This window comes from Streptomyces sp. NPDC056373 (assembly GCF_042262425.1).
Lineage (GTDB): Bacteria > Actinomycetota > Actinomycetes > Streptomycetales > Streptomycetaceae > Streptomyces.
Map to the genome: position 1 here is coordinate 56852 of NZ_JBHJPX010000004.1, position 14320 is coordinate 71171.

Here is a 14320-nt window from a genome sequence, read left to right on the forward strand (position 1 = left end):
GAGTACGGGTGCGCCAGACACTGCCCTTACTCTCGCATGCCCCCGCGGCCGGGACCGGTGCCCCTCAGCGGGTCGCGCTCTCCACTTCAACGGCCGTCTCCTCGGGCAGGGAGTCCGGTGCCTGCCGCTCGGCCGTGGCCTTGGGCAGCCAGCGAAGCGCCAGCACACCGAGCGCGACGTGCAGGAGGCTGGCCACCGCCACAGCCGCGTGCAGGCCGGTGACGAAGGCCGACTTCGCGTCCGTGACCACGGCGGAGGAGAGACCGGGCAGCTGCAGGGTCTCGTCGAGCGTGGGAGCGAGGTCCGGCCCCTGGAGCCGGAAGAGCAACGCGGCGAGGGAGCCGATGAGCGCGATGCCGAGGGCGTTGCCGATCTCGTTGCTGGTCTCGGCGATCGCGCCGGCCGAACCCGCTCGTTCGGCGGGCACCGCGCCGACCGCGGTGTCGGCGACGACGCTAAAGGAGATGCCGTAGCCGAGACCCGCGATGGCCGTCGACGCGATGTACCAGCCGACCCCGCCGGTGATGGTGGTGGGGAGCAGGAAGAGCAGACCTGCCGCGATGGAGAAGTGGCAGATGATGAGAATCGTCCGCTTGCCGATGCGGTCGACCACCATGGGCGTGACGACACAGGTGACGGTCAGAACCAGCGCGCCGGGAAGTGCCAGGAGTGCTGCCTGCAGGACAGGCAGGTCCAGAACGGACTGGAGGTATACACCCGACAGATAGGCGGCCGCCGACCAGGCCGCCAGCGGCAGCAGGCCTGTGATGATCGCGACGGTGAAGACCCGGTCGCGGAAGAGGGAGAAGTCCATCAACGGGTACTCGAGGTGCCGCTGCCGGCGCACGAACAGGGCCAGCAGCACGACACCGCCCAGTCCCACGAGAACGGAGAGCAGCGAGAACCCTTCCGCGGCGGCGTGCTTGAGGCCGTAGACGACGCCCAGGAGGCCGGCCGCGGACGCCACGACGCTCAAAGCGTCGATGCGGCCGGGGCGGGTCGTGCTCACTTCACGCAGCAGGATGGGCGCGAAGATGAGGAACAGGGCGATGACGGGCAGGTTGATCAGGAAGACCGAGCCCCACCAGAAGCGTTCCAGCAGGACGCCACCCGCGACCGGGCCGATGGCGAACCCCGCCGCGAAGGCCGCGGCGAAGATGCCGATGGCCTGCGCCCGCCGTCGCGGGTCGCTGAACAGCTCGCTCAGCACGGCCAGTGCCGACGGCAGGAGTGTCGCGCCCGCCACACCCATCAGAGCGCGGGACGCGATGAGCAGCTCCGCGTTGGGCGCGAATGCGGAGGCCGCGGACGCGAGGCCGAAGACGCTCGCTCCGATCATCAGCAACTTCAGCCGACCGTACCGGTCCCCGATGTTGCCGAACGCGATCAGCAGCGAGCCGACCGCGAAACCGTAGATGTCCAGGGTCCACAGCGCCTGATCGGCCGTGGGTGTGAGGTCCTGACTGACCCGGGGCATCGCCAGGTACAGGATCGACCCGTCCATGGAAACCAGCAGGACGGGGCCGAGTACGACCAGCAGTCCCAACCATGCACGAAGGCCGGGCGAGTTGTGTGTGTGCTCCGACATGCCTCGACCGTCGGTCACAGCCATGCCAACAGCCACCCCCCTGCTGGGGGTACACCCGACAGGTATACCCACCGGTGCGTACGTCCGGCCTACGCTTGCCGCTGTGGAGAGCCTCGGAATGTTCTTGAAGAGCCGCCGCGACCGGGTCACCCCGGACGAGATCGGGCTACGCACACATGGCACGGGGCGCCGCGTTCCCGGGCTGCGACGGGAGGAGCTCGCCCAGCTGGCCGGAGTCAGCGCCGGCTATTACACACGGCTGGAACAAGGCCAGGCCGAGACGGCGTCGGAGCAGGTGCTCGACGCGCTCGCCCGGGCGCTGCAGCTCGACTCGACCGAGAGGGTGCACCTGCACAACCTTGCTCGGCACGCGGCGACGCCACGGCTCGCCGAACCCCCGGCGGAAGAACCTCACAAGCGCGTCCTCACGCTGCTGGAATCCCTCGGCGAGACCACGCCGGCGATCGTCCTGGGCCGCCGCGGAGACGTGCTCGCGTGGAACCGCAGCGGGCACGCGCTTCTTGCCGAGCACATCGCCTTCGAGACACCGAACGACCCGGAACGCCGGCCGTCGATGCCTCGCATGTTCTTCCTCGACCCGGTCACGCGTGACCTGTACAGCAACTGGCACACGCTCGCCCGCGCTCACGTCGCGTACCTCCGGCTGACGGCCGGCCGCTATCCCACCGACGCGCGCCTGGCGGGGCTGATCGGCGAACTCACCATGCACAGCGACGACTTCTCCGCCCTGTGGGCGAATCGGGACGTCGCGGACTGCACCACGGGAACCATGCACATACAGCACCCGACCGTGGGCGCCGTGAGTGTCGACTACCAGGTCTGGCTGCAGCCGGACAGTCCCGACCACCGCCTCGAGGTCTACACGCCCAATGACTCGAGCTCTGCCGACGCCTTGCAGGTCCTGCCCCACCAGAGCCACCGCCGCGCCGAATCCCCGCGAGACGACTGACCGACACCGTCCGCTGAACATTCGCTCTCGCGCGACGGACATGACATAGACGATTCATCGGCTTAGCCACGGGGCGCTCGAATAGATAGCGTCGTGATGCGAGCAGGGGTGGCGCCCCGGGGTTCTTCACACCTGCGGGCCAGAACATTCGCGGTCACCGGCCACCAATTCCTCTCGCTGTCAGCCGAGATCAGGTCCGTAAACGACGCGGAGACCAAAAATGCGACTTGCGCAAGTGATGGAAGACGTCATGGTGCGTTTTGCCGACCGGCCGGCCATCGGTGAACGGGCCAAGGAATTTGTGCAGGACCCCGAAACCGGCCGTGTTTCGTACCGTCTGCTCCCACGGTACGAAAAGATCAGTTTCGGCGAACTGTGGGAGCGTGTGCGTGCGGTGGCGAATGAATGGCACAGTGCCACATCATCAGCTGAATCCGGGCGACCGCGTCGCCCTGCTCGGTTTCGCCAGCGGCGACTACACCGTCATCGACCTGGCTTGCACATACCTCGGGTACGTAAACGTTCCGCTCCAGACCAGTTCGCCTGCGTCGCAGCAGAGGACGATCACCGACGAGACGGACCACCTCGCGCGGCGGCGCCTCGGCCACGGGCGAGGCGCGCGGATGAGGTTCGAGCAGGACGAGGTCACGTTCCTGGGTGGTGTACGGCACGGTCTTTCGCTGGGTTCGCCGGTCGCCGTGATGGTGGGGAACACGGAGTGGCCGAAGTGGGAGAAGGTGATGTCGGCCGATCCGGTCGACCCTGCGGAGCTGAAGGAGACGGGGCGCAACGCACCGCTGACGCGGCCGCGTCCTGGTCACGCCGATCTGGCGGGTATGCAGAAGTACGGGTTCGACGAGGCGCGGCCGGTTCTGGAGCGGGCTTCGGCGCGGGAGACGGCGGCGCGTGTGGCGCTCGGTGCGGTGGCCCGTTCGTTCCTGAGGGAGGCGGCGGGGGTCGAGATCGTGTCGCACGTGGTGGAGCTGGCGGCGGCGAAGGCGCCGTACGGGGTCTACCCGACGCCCGCCGACGTGGAGATGCTCGATGCCGATCCGGTGCGGTGCCTGGACGCGGAGGCGTCGAAGGCGATGGTCGCGGAGATCGACCAGGCCCACAAGGACGGCGACACCCTGGGTGGTGTGGTCGAGGTGCTGGCTCATGGCGTGCCGGTGGGGCTCGGCTCGCACGTGCACGGGGACCGGCGACTGGACGCGCGGCTGGCCGCCGCGTTGATGGGGATCCAGGCGATCAAGGGTGTCGAGATGGGTGACGGTTTCGAGCTGGCGCGGGTGCCGGGTTCGCGGGCGCACGACGCGATCGTGCGGACGAAGGACGGCATCCGGCGCGTTTCGGGCCGCTCGGGTGGCACGGAGGGTGGGCTGACGACCGGTGAGTTGTTGCGCGTGCGGGCGGCGATGAAGCCGATCGCGACGGTTCCGCGCGCGCTGGCGACGGTGGACGTGGTGACGGGTGACGCCGCGCACGCACATCACCAGCGGTCGGACGTGTGTGCGGTGCCTGCTGCTGGGATCGTCGCCGAGGCGATGACGGCGCTGGTTCTCGCGGACGCGGTGGTGGAGAAGTTCGGTGGCGACAGCGTGCCGGAGACGCGCCGTAACCTGCGGTCGTACCTCGACAACCTCCAGATCCGGTGACCGCGCCCCTGATCGTCCTGGTCGGACCGATGGGGGTGGGCAAGTCGACCGTGGGCGCGCTGCTCGCGGAGAGGCTGCGCTGCGCGTACCGGGACACGGACGACGTAATCGTCGCCTCCGAGGGGCGCTCTGTCGCGGACATCTTCGTCGAGGAGGGCGAGGCACGCTTCCGGGCGTTGGAGAAGGACGCCGTCGCCACCGCGCTCGCCGAGCACCACGGTGTGCCGGCCCTCGGCGGCGGCGCGGTCCTGGACGCCGGGACCCGGCGCCTGCTGGCCGCCCACACGGCGGTGGTCCATCTGTCGATGGGCGTCGAGGTGGCGGTCGGCCGCGCGGGGCTGGCAGCCGCGCGGCCGCTGCTCGCAGGCGATCCGCTGGAGCGCTGGCAGGAGTTGGCAAAGGCCCGCGCCCCGCTGTACGCCGAAGTCGCCCGGGTGGTCGTGGCCACCGACGGTCGCGCACCCGAGGAGGTCGCGGACGCGGTCCTCGACGCTCTGGAGCCGAGGCGCTGACGGGCGGCTGTCCACACCGGTTGATCGTCCTCGACTGCCTGGGCGAGCCCGCCGTCCCCGAAGGGCCCCGGCCCGGTGGGTGACCGCGCACCCGCCGGGCCCACGTGGTGGTCCGGCCACACCCCGCCGGAGCCCTGTCGGCCGTCGCGTCCCCCCGCCTGCCGAACGGCCGGATCACCAGTGGTCCCAGCACCCATGAGTGACGGGATGTGGGTGCCGCGGACACCTCGTCCGCGGCACCTTCGCGGAGCGATCGTGGGAGAGCAACAGAGCACGCCCCCCATGGTTGGAGTGTCGTGAACACAGCTGCCATCAGGCGACGAGACCCGGTTCGACCGCTGACGGTGCCTCGCCGGAACAGGCGCCCCGCCGACCCGGCCGAAGCCGCCGACGCCGTCTCCGAACTCTGCGCCACCCTCTTCTCGTCCTTCCCCAGGAAGGACCAGCGGCTGCGCGGAGAGCAGTACCTGCGCGGGCTGCTCACCACCCAGGGACGCAAGACCGCGCGCAACATCGCGGCCCAGCTGGGCGCGCCTGCCACGGAGCAGACGCTGCATCACTTCATCGCCGACTCCACCTGGAACTGGCAGCCGCTGCGCGTCGCGCTGGCGGCCCATCTGGAGCGGCAGACGGCCGTCCAGGCCTGGGTGGTGCGCCAGATGTCGATACCGAAGACCGGTGAGCACTCGGTCGGTGTCGACCGGGGGTCCGCCCCGCACCTGCGCCAGACGTTTCGCGGGCAGCAGGCCTTGGGCGTGTGGCTCGCCTCGCAGGAACTGAGCGCGCCCGTCGACTGGCGTCTGGTCCTGCCCGATCAGTGGGTCCACGACCGCAGGCTGCGCGACCGGGCGGGCGTGCCTGAGGGGACGGGGGCCGAGAGCCCGGAGCAGTGCGCCGTCACGGTCGCCCTGGAGGCCGCGCGCCGCTGGGGGCCGCGCAGACCGGTTCTGATCGATCTGCGGGACGGCGACGTGTCCACGGCGGTGGCCCCCCTCTCGGCGGTCGGTGTCCCCTTCCTCCTCCGGATCGGCGACGCCCAGCGGCTGTCCGTCGCGGACCCCGCCATGCCCGGCTTCCGGGGCGGCCCGCTGCCGGCTCAGCGCATCCTCCAACTGGTCAAGGGGGGTCGCCGACCGGTGCCGTGGCAGGACGCGGTCGCCGGCCTCGCCCCGCGCGCGTCGCTCGCCGCGATGGTGCCGGTGGCGCTGCCGGATCCCTCCGGTGCGAGGCACGGACTGTCGTTGCTCGGTGAGTGGACCGACCCGTCCCGTCCGCCGTCCGCGCTGTGGCTGACAGGCAGGACGCAGCCGGGCCCCGGTCCGCTGTTGCGCCTCACCAAGCTCACCCGCCGCGTGGACGCGGACTTCGCACGCGTCGGCGCGGACACCGGACTACGGGACTACGTGGGCCGTTCCTTCCGCGGCTGGCACCGGCACATGACGCTCGCCTCCGCCGCCCACGCGGCCGTCGTGCTGTCCGGCGGTGGCTACGACGCTCACGACGGCTACTGCGAGAGGGGCGGCCCGGCTGAACTCGCCTCCGCCTGAGCATCCGTGGCATGCGTGGACACCCGGCGCTGTCGGCGCAGGACCTCGCGGGAGCGGTGCAGCCGCAGCGCCAGCTGCACCTCCAGCGTTCTGCCCGGCTGTTGCCACGCGTCGCCGAGCAGGTCGGTGACCCGGTCGAGCCGTCGGGCCACTGTGTTGGGGTGGACGTTCAGCGTGTCTGCCGCGCCTGCCTGGCTGCCGCCCGAGGCGAAGTACGACTCCAGGGTGCCGGTCAGGTCGGTGAGACGTTCGCGGTCGTAGTCGAGGACCGGGCCGATCGCGCACTGGATGTAGCCGTCCACGTCGTGGTCGTCGGCGAGCAGCAGGCCGAGGGTGTGGCTGTGTGCCTCGTTGAGCTGTTGCAGCCTGAGCAGGCTCGTGCGTGTGCGGAAACCGTCCTGTTCCAGGCGGCCGACCTCGTCCCGGACCTGTTCGAACGTGCCGGCCCGCTCGATGGCGATGGCGGCCAGCGCGGCCAGCGAGCAGACCAGACCTATCTCGACCGGGCTGAAGTGGCGTACGGAGCGCGCGGCGCTGTAGAGCACCCCGACGATCTGCTCGCCGTTGCACATCGGCACGGCCATCACGGCGTGCAGACCCTCGGCGCGCACGACCGCGTCGGCGCTCTCGTCGTGCGCGAACGAGTCGTCGTCGAGGTAGTCGGCCGTCCACAGCGGCGCTCTGGCAGCCAGCGCCGGGTGGCCCAGGCCGTAGGAGGCCGGGGTCGTGTGGCCGGTGGCGAGTGCGGTGGTCGAGCCGTCGGAGACGCACATGTGAAGGTCGCCCTCCGGCTCCAGGAGGGCGACGGACGTCATGTCGACGTTGAGGAGCCGCTTGACCCTCCGGGTGACCACCTGGAGCAGGGTCTCGACGTCGTGGGGACACGTCAGGTCCCGCGCGGTGTCCACCAAGTCGGCCAGCCCGTCCTCGCGTTGACGGCGCTGCCCCTGCGAGGCCTGTACGCCACGGGCCAGATGCACGGCACGCTCCAGACGGGCCAGCTCCTGATCCGTCGTGCCGTCTCGCCGGGCTCGCTGTAACAGCTCGTCGAACCGGCCCGGTGGAGCCTGCTCGGCGAGGAGTTATTGAAGCAATGTAAATCTTGACGCCATGGAAACACTCGGCGACAAGGAGTGGTCACCGCCGGGTCGCGGACCCGGTGAAGGGCGTCCGGCACCCCGGCGAGCAGGCGCACCCACCCCGCCCCAACCGCCGGAGGCACCCGGTAGGGTTCGCCTCCGGAAAGGGGAAGGTGAAGGTACCCGATGAGCAGGGATCGCGACCCTCGAACGCTCCGCAGGCCCGCCCGGAGCGCCCTCATAGCAACCTCGGCGACCGCTTTGTCGCTCACGGCCAGTGGATGCGTCGTCGTCCACGGCGAACGGGAGATCCTCCCGTCCACGACCCGCGCCGAAGCCGCCCAGGCCCTCCAGGAGTTCACGACCGCGTACAACGAGGCCGACAAGGCCTACGACGGCACCCTGGACGCCGACCACACCACGGGCGCCCTCGCCGACATCGACTCGGCCCGCCTCAAGGCCGGGAAGGCGAACAACCCCGACGGCAACCCGCGCCACACCCCGCTGAAACTGACGGACGCGAAGTTCACGATCCCGAAGAAGGCCGGCTGGCCCCGCTGGTTCGTCGCCGACGCGGCCGGCAACAAGGGCGGCACCGCCCGCTGGCTCCTGGTCTTCACCCGCAGCAGCCTGGACGACCCCTTCCAGGTGGCGTACCTGACGCTCGTCGCCCCGGGCAAGGTCCCGCAGTTCAAGAAGGACGCCGACGGCTGGGCGGAGTCCGTCCCCGTGAACTCCACCGGCCTGGCCACCGCCCCCGGCGACCTGAGCCGGACGTACGCGACGTACCTGAAGAGCGGCGGAGAGACCTTCGCGGGCGGCGCCCACACGAGCCAGTGGCGTGCCCTGCGCAAGAAGAACGGCAAGAAACCCGGCATGGTCACCCAGTTCATCGACGAGCCGCTGACGAACGGCGACTACGCACCGCTGGCGCTGCGCACGACGGACGGCGGGGCGCTGGTGTTCTTCACGACCCGCCACTACGAGAAGCAGACGGCCTACGCGGGCACGTCCGTCCCGGCCCCCAACAAGGACGTCCTGGCCCTGACGAAGGGCGAGATCAAGCAGTCCCTCACGATGGAGGTCGTCTCCAACGAGGTGGCACTGGACCCCAAGGGCCCGGGCAAGGTGACGATCCTGGGCAGGATCCAGGGACTGACCTCGGCGGAGGGCTCGTAACCCGGGCGCGCACGACCCGGCCCCCTCACCACCTGGCGGCCCTCACCACCCGGCGGCCCGCACGACCCGGTCGTCGCACGGCCCGGTCGCCGGCCGGCCTCAGTGGCGCAGGGGCCAGGCCGCCTCGTCGGCCCGGCCGGTGTCCTCATCCGCGTAGCGCCCGCAGACCTCGGTGAGCACCTCAAGCAGGCTCAGCGGATCCGGCAGCGCGTACTCGGGCCCGCGCACCCACCGCACGGCCTGCTCCTCACCGGGCAGCCGCGCCGGCGGTACGAGGACGTAGGAGCCCCGGCAGTGCCAGCGCAGCCCGGGGTGTTCGTCCATCGTCTCGGGGTGGCAGTCCAGTTCGCACGGCCACCACTCGTCCTCGTCCTCGGGTGTACCGCGGGTGGCCGTGAAGAAGAGGAGGCGGCCGTCGTCGCTCTCGGCGACCGGCCCGACCTCGACACCGGCGGCGAGCAGCCGCTCCAACGCGTCGCGACCGGCGTCGAGGGGCACGTCGAGGACGTCGTGCACCATGCCGGTCGCGGTGATGAAGTTGGCCTGCGGCTGATGGCGGGCCCAGCGCTCGATCTGGGCGCGGTCGGTGGTGGACTGCGTCTGCCAGGCGAAGGACACCGGATGCCGGGCGGGGGTGGGACAGCCGACCCGGTCGCAGGAGCAGCGATAGCCGGCCGGGTGAGCGGCGGGCGCGAGGGGCAGTCCCGCGCCGGCGGCGGCGTGCAGCAGGTCCTCACGGCCGCCGTCCCCGGCGGTCTCCTTCGGCCGGCGCCCGGCGCGCAGCCACTGGGTGAGTTTGCCCTGCAGGCCGCTCCGGCCGCCGAACTCCGCGCTCATCTATCCCCTCGCCTCGCCGTCGTGCCGAACAGCATGCCTCATCGTCCCATCTTCCCGCGCACTGGGGGGCCAGTGCCCACATCCAGGACAGCTGGGACGCACCGCGCACCGGGCGCCGGACGGGAGGAGAACGGCGAGCCCCACTCTCCACCGTGATCGGGTGTCATTCCCCGCTTTGACATGACATGGCGCCCTACCGTGGTCGCCATGGTCACAAGGATCGCGTTGTCGGGTCTGGCCTCCGCGGCGTCCGTGGTCTCGCTGCTCCTGTCGGGACCCGTCGGCCGCGCCCCGGCCCCGCTGGAGTGGGGCGCGGGCCCGCTGACCGTGGCGGCCCTGCCACGGATCACGTACGTCGCCCACCGCGGCGGCGCCCGTGAGGTTCCCGAGAACAGCATGGCCGGGCTGGCGACCGCCTACGAGCGCGGGACGGCGCAGGTGCTGGACTTCGACACGCGGCTGCTGCGCGACGGCACGCCGGTGGTGTTCCACGACGAGACCCTGAACCGCACCACCTACCTGGGCGGCGCGGTGCGCGGCCTGGACGCCCGGGAGTGGCGGGGCGTACGGCTGCGCCCGAAGGACAGGCTCCCGGGGAGCTGGCGGTCGGAGCGGCCGCCGACGGTCGCCGAGGTGCTGGATCGTTTCGGCGGGCGGATCGTGCTGATGCTGGAGGCGAAGGACCCGCTCAGCCTCGACCGGCTGGCCGAGATGATCCGGTCCCGCGGTCTGACCCGCTCGGTGTTCGTGAACTCCAACGACCCCGAGGTGGCCCGGCGCGTCCACCGCCTCGGCCTGCTCTCGCAGGTGTGGCGCTCGGCGCAGCAGCTGCGCACGGACCGCCCGGAGCGCTGGCGTTCGTTCGTGGACCTGCTGGACGTGGACCACCGGGCGCGCGACGCGGATCTGGCGCGGGCGGTGAACTCGGGGATCGCGCGGGTGTGGGCGCACACCGTGGTGACGGACGCGCAGCGGGACCGGGTGCTGGCGCTGGGCTGCGACGGGGTGATCACGGACGCGCCGGGGCGCCTGGCCCGGGCCGCTCAGCGCGGGGCGAGGCCGTGAAGGGCGTAGTCGACGAGGGTGTCGGTGTACTCGTGGGAGATGGGTCCGGTGTGCTGGAGCCAGCGCTGGGCGAGCGGCGAGATGAAGAGCTCCAGGGCGATGCGCGGGTCGATCTCGGGCCGCACCTGGCCGGCGTCCTGCGCGGCGCGCAGCCGGCCGATGTAGAGGTCGAGTGAGGGCTGCATCAACTTGGCCACGAGCTCGCGCCCGAGCTGCTCGTTGACGACGCCCTCGGCGGCCAGCGCGCGGGACGGCACGTCGAACCGGGGGTCGTTCATCTGGTCGACGGTGGCGCGCAGCACGCCCTTGACGTCGGCGGCGAGGTCGCCGGTGTCCGGGAAGACGTACGGCGCGGGCCCGGCCTCCCGCAGGGACAGCTCGGCCAGGTCGAGGAACGCCTCCATCAGGACGTCCGCCTTGGACGACCACCAGCGGTAGATCGTCTGCTTGCCGACGCCGGCGCGGGCGGCGATGCCCTCGACGGTGGTCTTCGGGTAGCCGACCTCGACGACGAGCGCGAGGGCGGCGTCGTAGATGGCGCGGCGGGACTTCTCGCTGCGCCGGGTGGAGTCGGGGGCGGGCTTGCCGGGTGCGGGCTGGGTGGACTTCTGGACGGCCATGGGCCGAATTTATCAGGTTGACAAGACGGACCGTCTCGCGGACAGTAAGACAGTCGCACGAGACGAAACGTCTCGTCACCCGAAGGTGACGACCACGAAAGTCGGCCACGGAACACGGGCCACGGAAGATGACCACGGAAGGAGCCCGAAATGACCCGAGGCGGAGCCGGAAACATGCTGGGTGTCGGCGGATCGCGCAAGAACCTCGGCCGCAGGGAGCTGCGGGGCGGCGGCCGGGGCGGCCGGATCGGCGGCGGTCTCGACCCGCAGGCGCAAAAGCGTGAACTGCTGCGCAGGCTCCAGGAAAAACGGCAGCAGCAGGACACGCCGGAAGGGGGCACGGCGGGCACGGCGTCATGAGCCTCCCCCGTGAGGGGGAGAGCGGACCCCCGCGCGCGGGATCCTCCCGGGCGGTCCGGCGGATGTACTGAAGGCGGTCGCGGCCCGCGACCGGCGGACACCCGCCCCACGGACCCCCGGGAGGACTCGGCTCATGACCGCATGGACCAGACGACGACTGCTCACCACTGCGGCCACGGCCCTCCCGGCGGCGGGCATAACCGGCACGGCGGCCCCCTTCGCCCGGGCGGCGGCCACGACCGGCCCCGAGGACGTCGACGTGGCCGAAGCGCTGCGGGCGCTGCCCGGGCTGCGCCTGGTCGAGGAGCGGCACGACGCCGAACCGGGATACCGGCACTTCGTCCTGGGTCTGCGCCAGCCGGTCGACCACACGAACCCGGCCGCAGGCACCTTCGAGCAGCGCCTCACCCTGCTGCACACCGCCGCCGACCGCCCCACCGTGCTGTTCAGTACGGGCTACCACGCGGTACTCACCCCACGCCGGACCGAACCGGCGGTCCTGCTCGGCGCCAACCAGCTCCAGGTCGAGCACCGCTACTTCGGCACCTCACGCCCGGCAGGCCCCGGCTACACCCACCTCACCGTCCGGCAGGCCGCCGACGACCACCACCGCGTCGTCCGGCTCTTCCGCCGCCTCTACCCCGGCGCGTGGATCTCCACCGGCAGCAGCAAGGGCGGCATGGCGAGCGTCTACCACCGCCGCTTCCATCCCCTCGACGTGAACGGCACGGTGGTCCACTCGGCCCCGAACAACGTCGACGACCGCGACGACTCCGCGTATCTGCGTTTCCTGGAGACGGTCGGCACCCCCGCCGCCCGGGAGGGTCTTCAGGCAGCCCAGCGGTCGATCCTGCTGCGCCGGGCCGAGCTGGTCGCACGCTACGAGGCCTGGGCCGCCGCCACCGGCGACACCTTCCGCCTCGTCGGCAGCGCCGACAAGGCCCTCGAGATCGCCGTCCTGCGCGTGCCGTTCATGTTCTGGCAGCGCGGCACCCCGGCCGACATCGCCGCGATCCCCGGTCCCGGGGCGACGGCCGACGAGCTCTACGCCTGGCTGGACGACACGACGGGCCTGGCGCTGTACGCCGACACGACGGCGCGGAACTACATCCCGTACTGGTACCAGATCGGCACCCAGCTGGGGTACGGCAGCTTCCCCACCGCCCACCTCGCCGACCTGCTCCGTCATCCGGGCGCGGCCGAGCCGCGCAGTTTCGTCCCCCGGGACGTCCCCCTGCGCTTCGACCGGGCCGCCATGCCCGACATCGACCGCTGGGTCCGGCGGCACGGCAGCCGGCTGCTGTTCGTCAACGGCTCCCAGGATCCCGCGGTCGCGGAACACTTCCGCCCCGGGGGTCCGGACTCACGGCTGCTGTGGGTGCCGGGTGGGAATCACGGCGCCGACCTCGCGGACCTGTCCCCCGCCGACCGGGCGTCGGCGGAGGACATGCTGGTCCGCTGGGCGGGTCAGGAGTACTTCACGCACACGTTGGGCACGTAGCCCACGGTGCCGCGGTAGTTGACCTTGCGCCAGTAGTGGTAGCTGTCTATGCCGCAGGTGTTCTTGTACGAGCCGCCGTCGACGCCCTTGATGTCGCAGCCCTTGGTGCCCTTGTACCAAAGGCGCAGGCTGGTGGACTTCGTGCTGGCCGTCTTGCGGACGTGAACGGTCGACAGGGCCGTGAGGCTCTTGCACTGCGCCGTCGCCGCGACGGTGGCCATGCCGTCGCTCTTGACGGTCGCCGTGCCGGAGGCGCTCGGCACGAAGGCGGCCAGGGCCAGGGCCGCCACCGCCAGCGGAGTGATCAGCAGTTTCTTCAAGGGTTCCTCCCGTTTCAGTGGTACGCGTGGTGCACGCCCGAGGGCGCGAGTTGATCTTATGCGTACCTGACAGAAGCTCAGGAGGGCGGCCAGGGATCTCCCCAGTCGGCGTCCCGGGCGGCCTTGTACAGGTCGCCGTGGCGCTTGGTGACGGTGCTGCGGCGCAGGGACGGTTCGCTCTCGCACAGGTCGAGGAGGACCTGGCCCTTGCGGATCTGAGGGCGCCGGACGACCCGGGAGGCAGCGGGATCGACGGGGAAGCGGGCGGCGGCGACGTAGGCGAACTTCTCGTCCTCGTAGGCGAGGGAGCCGCCCTTGACCTGCCGGTGCAGGGAGGAGCGGCTGACCCGGGCGGAGAAGTGGCACCAGTCGGTGCCGGGGACGATGGGGCAGGCGGCGCTGTGCGGGCACGGGGCCGCGATCCGGAAACCGGCGGTGATCAGCCGGTCCCGGGCCTCGATGAGGCGGGCGTAACCGTCGGGGGTGCCGGGTTCCACGATCACGACGGCCTGGGCGGCGGCCGCGGCGGCGTCGACGAGGGCGGTGCGGTCTGCCGCGGTCAGCTCGTTCAGGACGTAGGAGACGGTGACGAGATCCGTGCTCTCCAGGGTCAGGGCCGCCCCGATCCGGGAGCGCTGCCAGCGGACGTCCTTCAGCCCCGGATTGGCCGCGGCGATCTCGCGTCCCAGGGCGAGCGCGGGCTCGGCCCAGTCGAGGACGGTGACGGGCCGCTGCCCGCCCCAGACCGCGCTCACGGCCCAGGCCGCGGCGCCCGTGCCCCCGCCGAGGTCGGTGTGCCCGCCGGGCACCCAGTCGGGCGCGGCGTCGGCGAACGCCTCCAGCGCGGAGCGCACGGCCTCGAAGGTCGCGGGCATCCGGTAGGCGGCGTAGGCGGCGACGTCGGCCCGGTCCCGGAGGATGGGGGCGTCGGTCGGGGTGGCCCCCCGGTAGCTGGCGATCAGCCGCTCGACCGCCTGCGAGGCCTGCCGGGGCGGCAGCCCGTCGAGCAGACCGGCAAGGGCGGCACGGAGGTTTTCGGCCGGGGGTGCGGGGGCGTTCACCCGGCGATTCTACGAGGCGGTGGGGT

At 71.5% G+C, this 14320-nt stretch carries 13 protein-coding genes and 1 pseudogene; 8 read left to right on the top strand and 6 right to left on the bottom strand.

Features of this window, described 5'->3' with window-relative positions; genetic code table 11:
- Window positions 1-64 precede the first annotated feature (64 nt).
- On the bottom strand, window positions 65-1588 hold the full coding sequence (locus ACFCXS_RS09375; RefSeq protein WP_376642490.1) for an MFS transporter: 1524 nt from the start codon (window positions 1586-1588) through the stop codon (window positions 65-67).
- 118 nt (window positions 1589-1706) lie between these two features.
- On the opposite strand from ACFCXS_RS09375, the gene ACFCXS_RS09380 reads away from it, so the two are divergent.
- From ACFCXS_RS09380 to ACFCXS_RS09395, 4 genes and pseudogenes are all read left to right on the top strand, one after another.
- On the top strand, window positions 1707-2558 hold the full coding sequence (locus ACFCXS_RS09380; RefSeq protein ID WP_376642492.1) for a helix-turn-helix transcriptional regulator: 852 nt from the start codon (window positions 1707-1709) through the stop codon (window positions 2556-2558).
- Window positions 2559-3133: 575 nt separating this feature from the next.
- Window positions 3134-4213: pseudogene (gene aroC, locus ACFCXS_RS09385) on the top strand (chorismate synthase); the annotation flags it as partial.
- Window positions 4210-4725 (top strand): shikimate kinase, encoded by a 516-nt coding sequence (locus ACFCXS_RS09390; RefSeq protein ID WP_376642494.1) that lies wholly within the window; start codon window positions 4210-4212, stop codon window positions 4723-4725. The pseudogene aroC and the gene ACFCXS_RS09390, both read left to right, overlap by 4 nt.
- A 344-nt stretch (window positions 4726-5069) precedes the next feature.
- Window positions 5070-6272: an IS701 family transposase gene (locus tag ACFCXS_RS09395; protein ID WP_376642496.1), complete on the top strand. Its 1203-nt coding sequence runs from the start codon at window positions 5070-5072 to the stop codon at window positions 6270-6272.
- Here ACFCXS_RS09395 and ACFCXS_RS09400 read toward each other — a convergent pair.
- Window positions 6230-7252 carry a GAF domain-containing protein gene (locus ACFCXS_RS09400; RefSeq protein ID WP_376642498.1) on the bottom strand — a complete coding sequence of 341 codons (1023 nt, stop codon included), beginning with the start codon at window positions 7250-7252 and terminating at the stop codon, window positions 6230-6232. The genes ACFCXS_RS09395 and ACFCXS_RS09400 overlap by 43 nt on opposite strands.
- Before the next feature lie 285 nt (window positions 7253-7537).
- On the opposite strand from ACFCXS_RS09400, the gene ACFCXS_RS09405 reads away from it, so the two are divergent.
- Window positions 7538-8530: a hypothetical protein gene (locus ACFCXS_RS09405; RefSeq protein ID WP_376642499.1), complete on the top strand. Its 993-nt coding sequence runs from the start codon at window positions 7538-7540 to the stop codon at window positions 8528-8530.
- A 99-nt stretch (window positions 8531-8629) separates the two neighbouring features.
- Here ACFCXS_RS09405 and ACFCXS_RS09410 read toward each other — a convergent pair whose 3' ends face one another.
- Entirely contained in the window at window positions 8630-9367 is a 738-nt protein-coding gene (locus ACFCXS_RS09410; protein WP_376642501.1) for a bifunctional DNA primase/polymerase, read from the bottom strand.
- A 207-nt stretch (window positions 9368-9574) separates the two neighbouring features.
- On the opposite strand from ACFCXS_RS09410, the gene ACFCXS_RS09415 reads away from it, so the two are divergent.
- Window positions 9575-10432 carry a glycerophosphodiester phosphodiesterase gene (locus tag ACFCXS_RS09415; RefSeq protein ID WP_376642502.1) on the top strand — a complete coding sequence of 286 codons (858 nt, stop codon included), beginning with the start codon at window positions 9575-9577 and terminating at the stop codon, window positions 10430-10432.
- Here the strand turns inward: ACFCXS_RS09415 and ACFCXS_RS09420 are convergent.
- Window positions 10411-11052 (bottom strand): TetR/AcrR family transcriptional regulator, encoded by a 642-nt coding sequence (locus ACFCXS_RS09420; RefSeq protein ID WP_376642503.1) that lies wholly within the window; start codon window positions 11050-11052, stop codon window positions 10411-10413. The two genes, ACFCXS_RS09415 and ACFCXS_RS09420, sit on opposite strands and share 22 nt — an antisense overlap.
- Window positions 11053-11202: 150 nt before the next feature.
- Here ACFCXS_RS09420 and ACFCXS_RS09425 point away from each other — a divergent pair, with 150 nt between their 5' ends.
- Both ACFCXS_RS09425 and ACFCXS_RS09430 read left to right on the top strand, forming a co-directional pair.
- Window positions 11203-11412 carry a DUF6243 family protein gene (locus tag ACFCXS_RS09425; RefSeq protein WP_376642504.1) on the top strand — a complete coding sequence of 70 codons (210 nt, stop codon included), beginning with the start codon at window positions 11203-11205 and terminating at the stop codon, window positions 11410-11412.
- 133 nt (window positions 11413-11545) lie between these two features.
- Window positions 11546-12913, top strand: a complete 1368-nt coding sequence (locus ACFCXS_RS09430; protein WP_376642505.1) for a S28 family serine protease — start codon at window positions 11546-11548, stop codon at window positions 12911-12913.
- Here ACFCXS_RS09430 and ACFCXS_RS09435 read toward each other — a convergent pair.
- Entirely contained in the window at window positions 12880-13233 is a 354-nt protein-coding gene (locus tag ACFCXS_RS09435; RefSeq protein ID WP_376642506.1) for a hypothetical protein, read from the bottom strand. The two genes, ACFCXS_RS09430 and ACFCXS_RS09435, sit on opposite strands and share 34 nt — an antisense overlap.
- A gap of 77 nt (window positions 13234-13310) precedes the next feature.
- Window positions 13311-14294, bottom strand: coding sequence for a small ribosomal subunit Rsm22 family protein (locus ACFCXS_RS09440; protein WP_376642507.1), 984 nt, complete (start codon window positions 14292-14294; stop codon window positions 13311-13313).
- Between the last annotated feature and the right edge of the window lie 26 nt (window positions 14295-14320).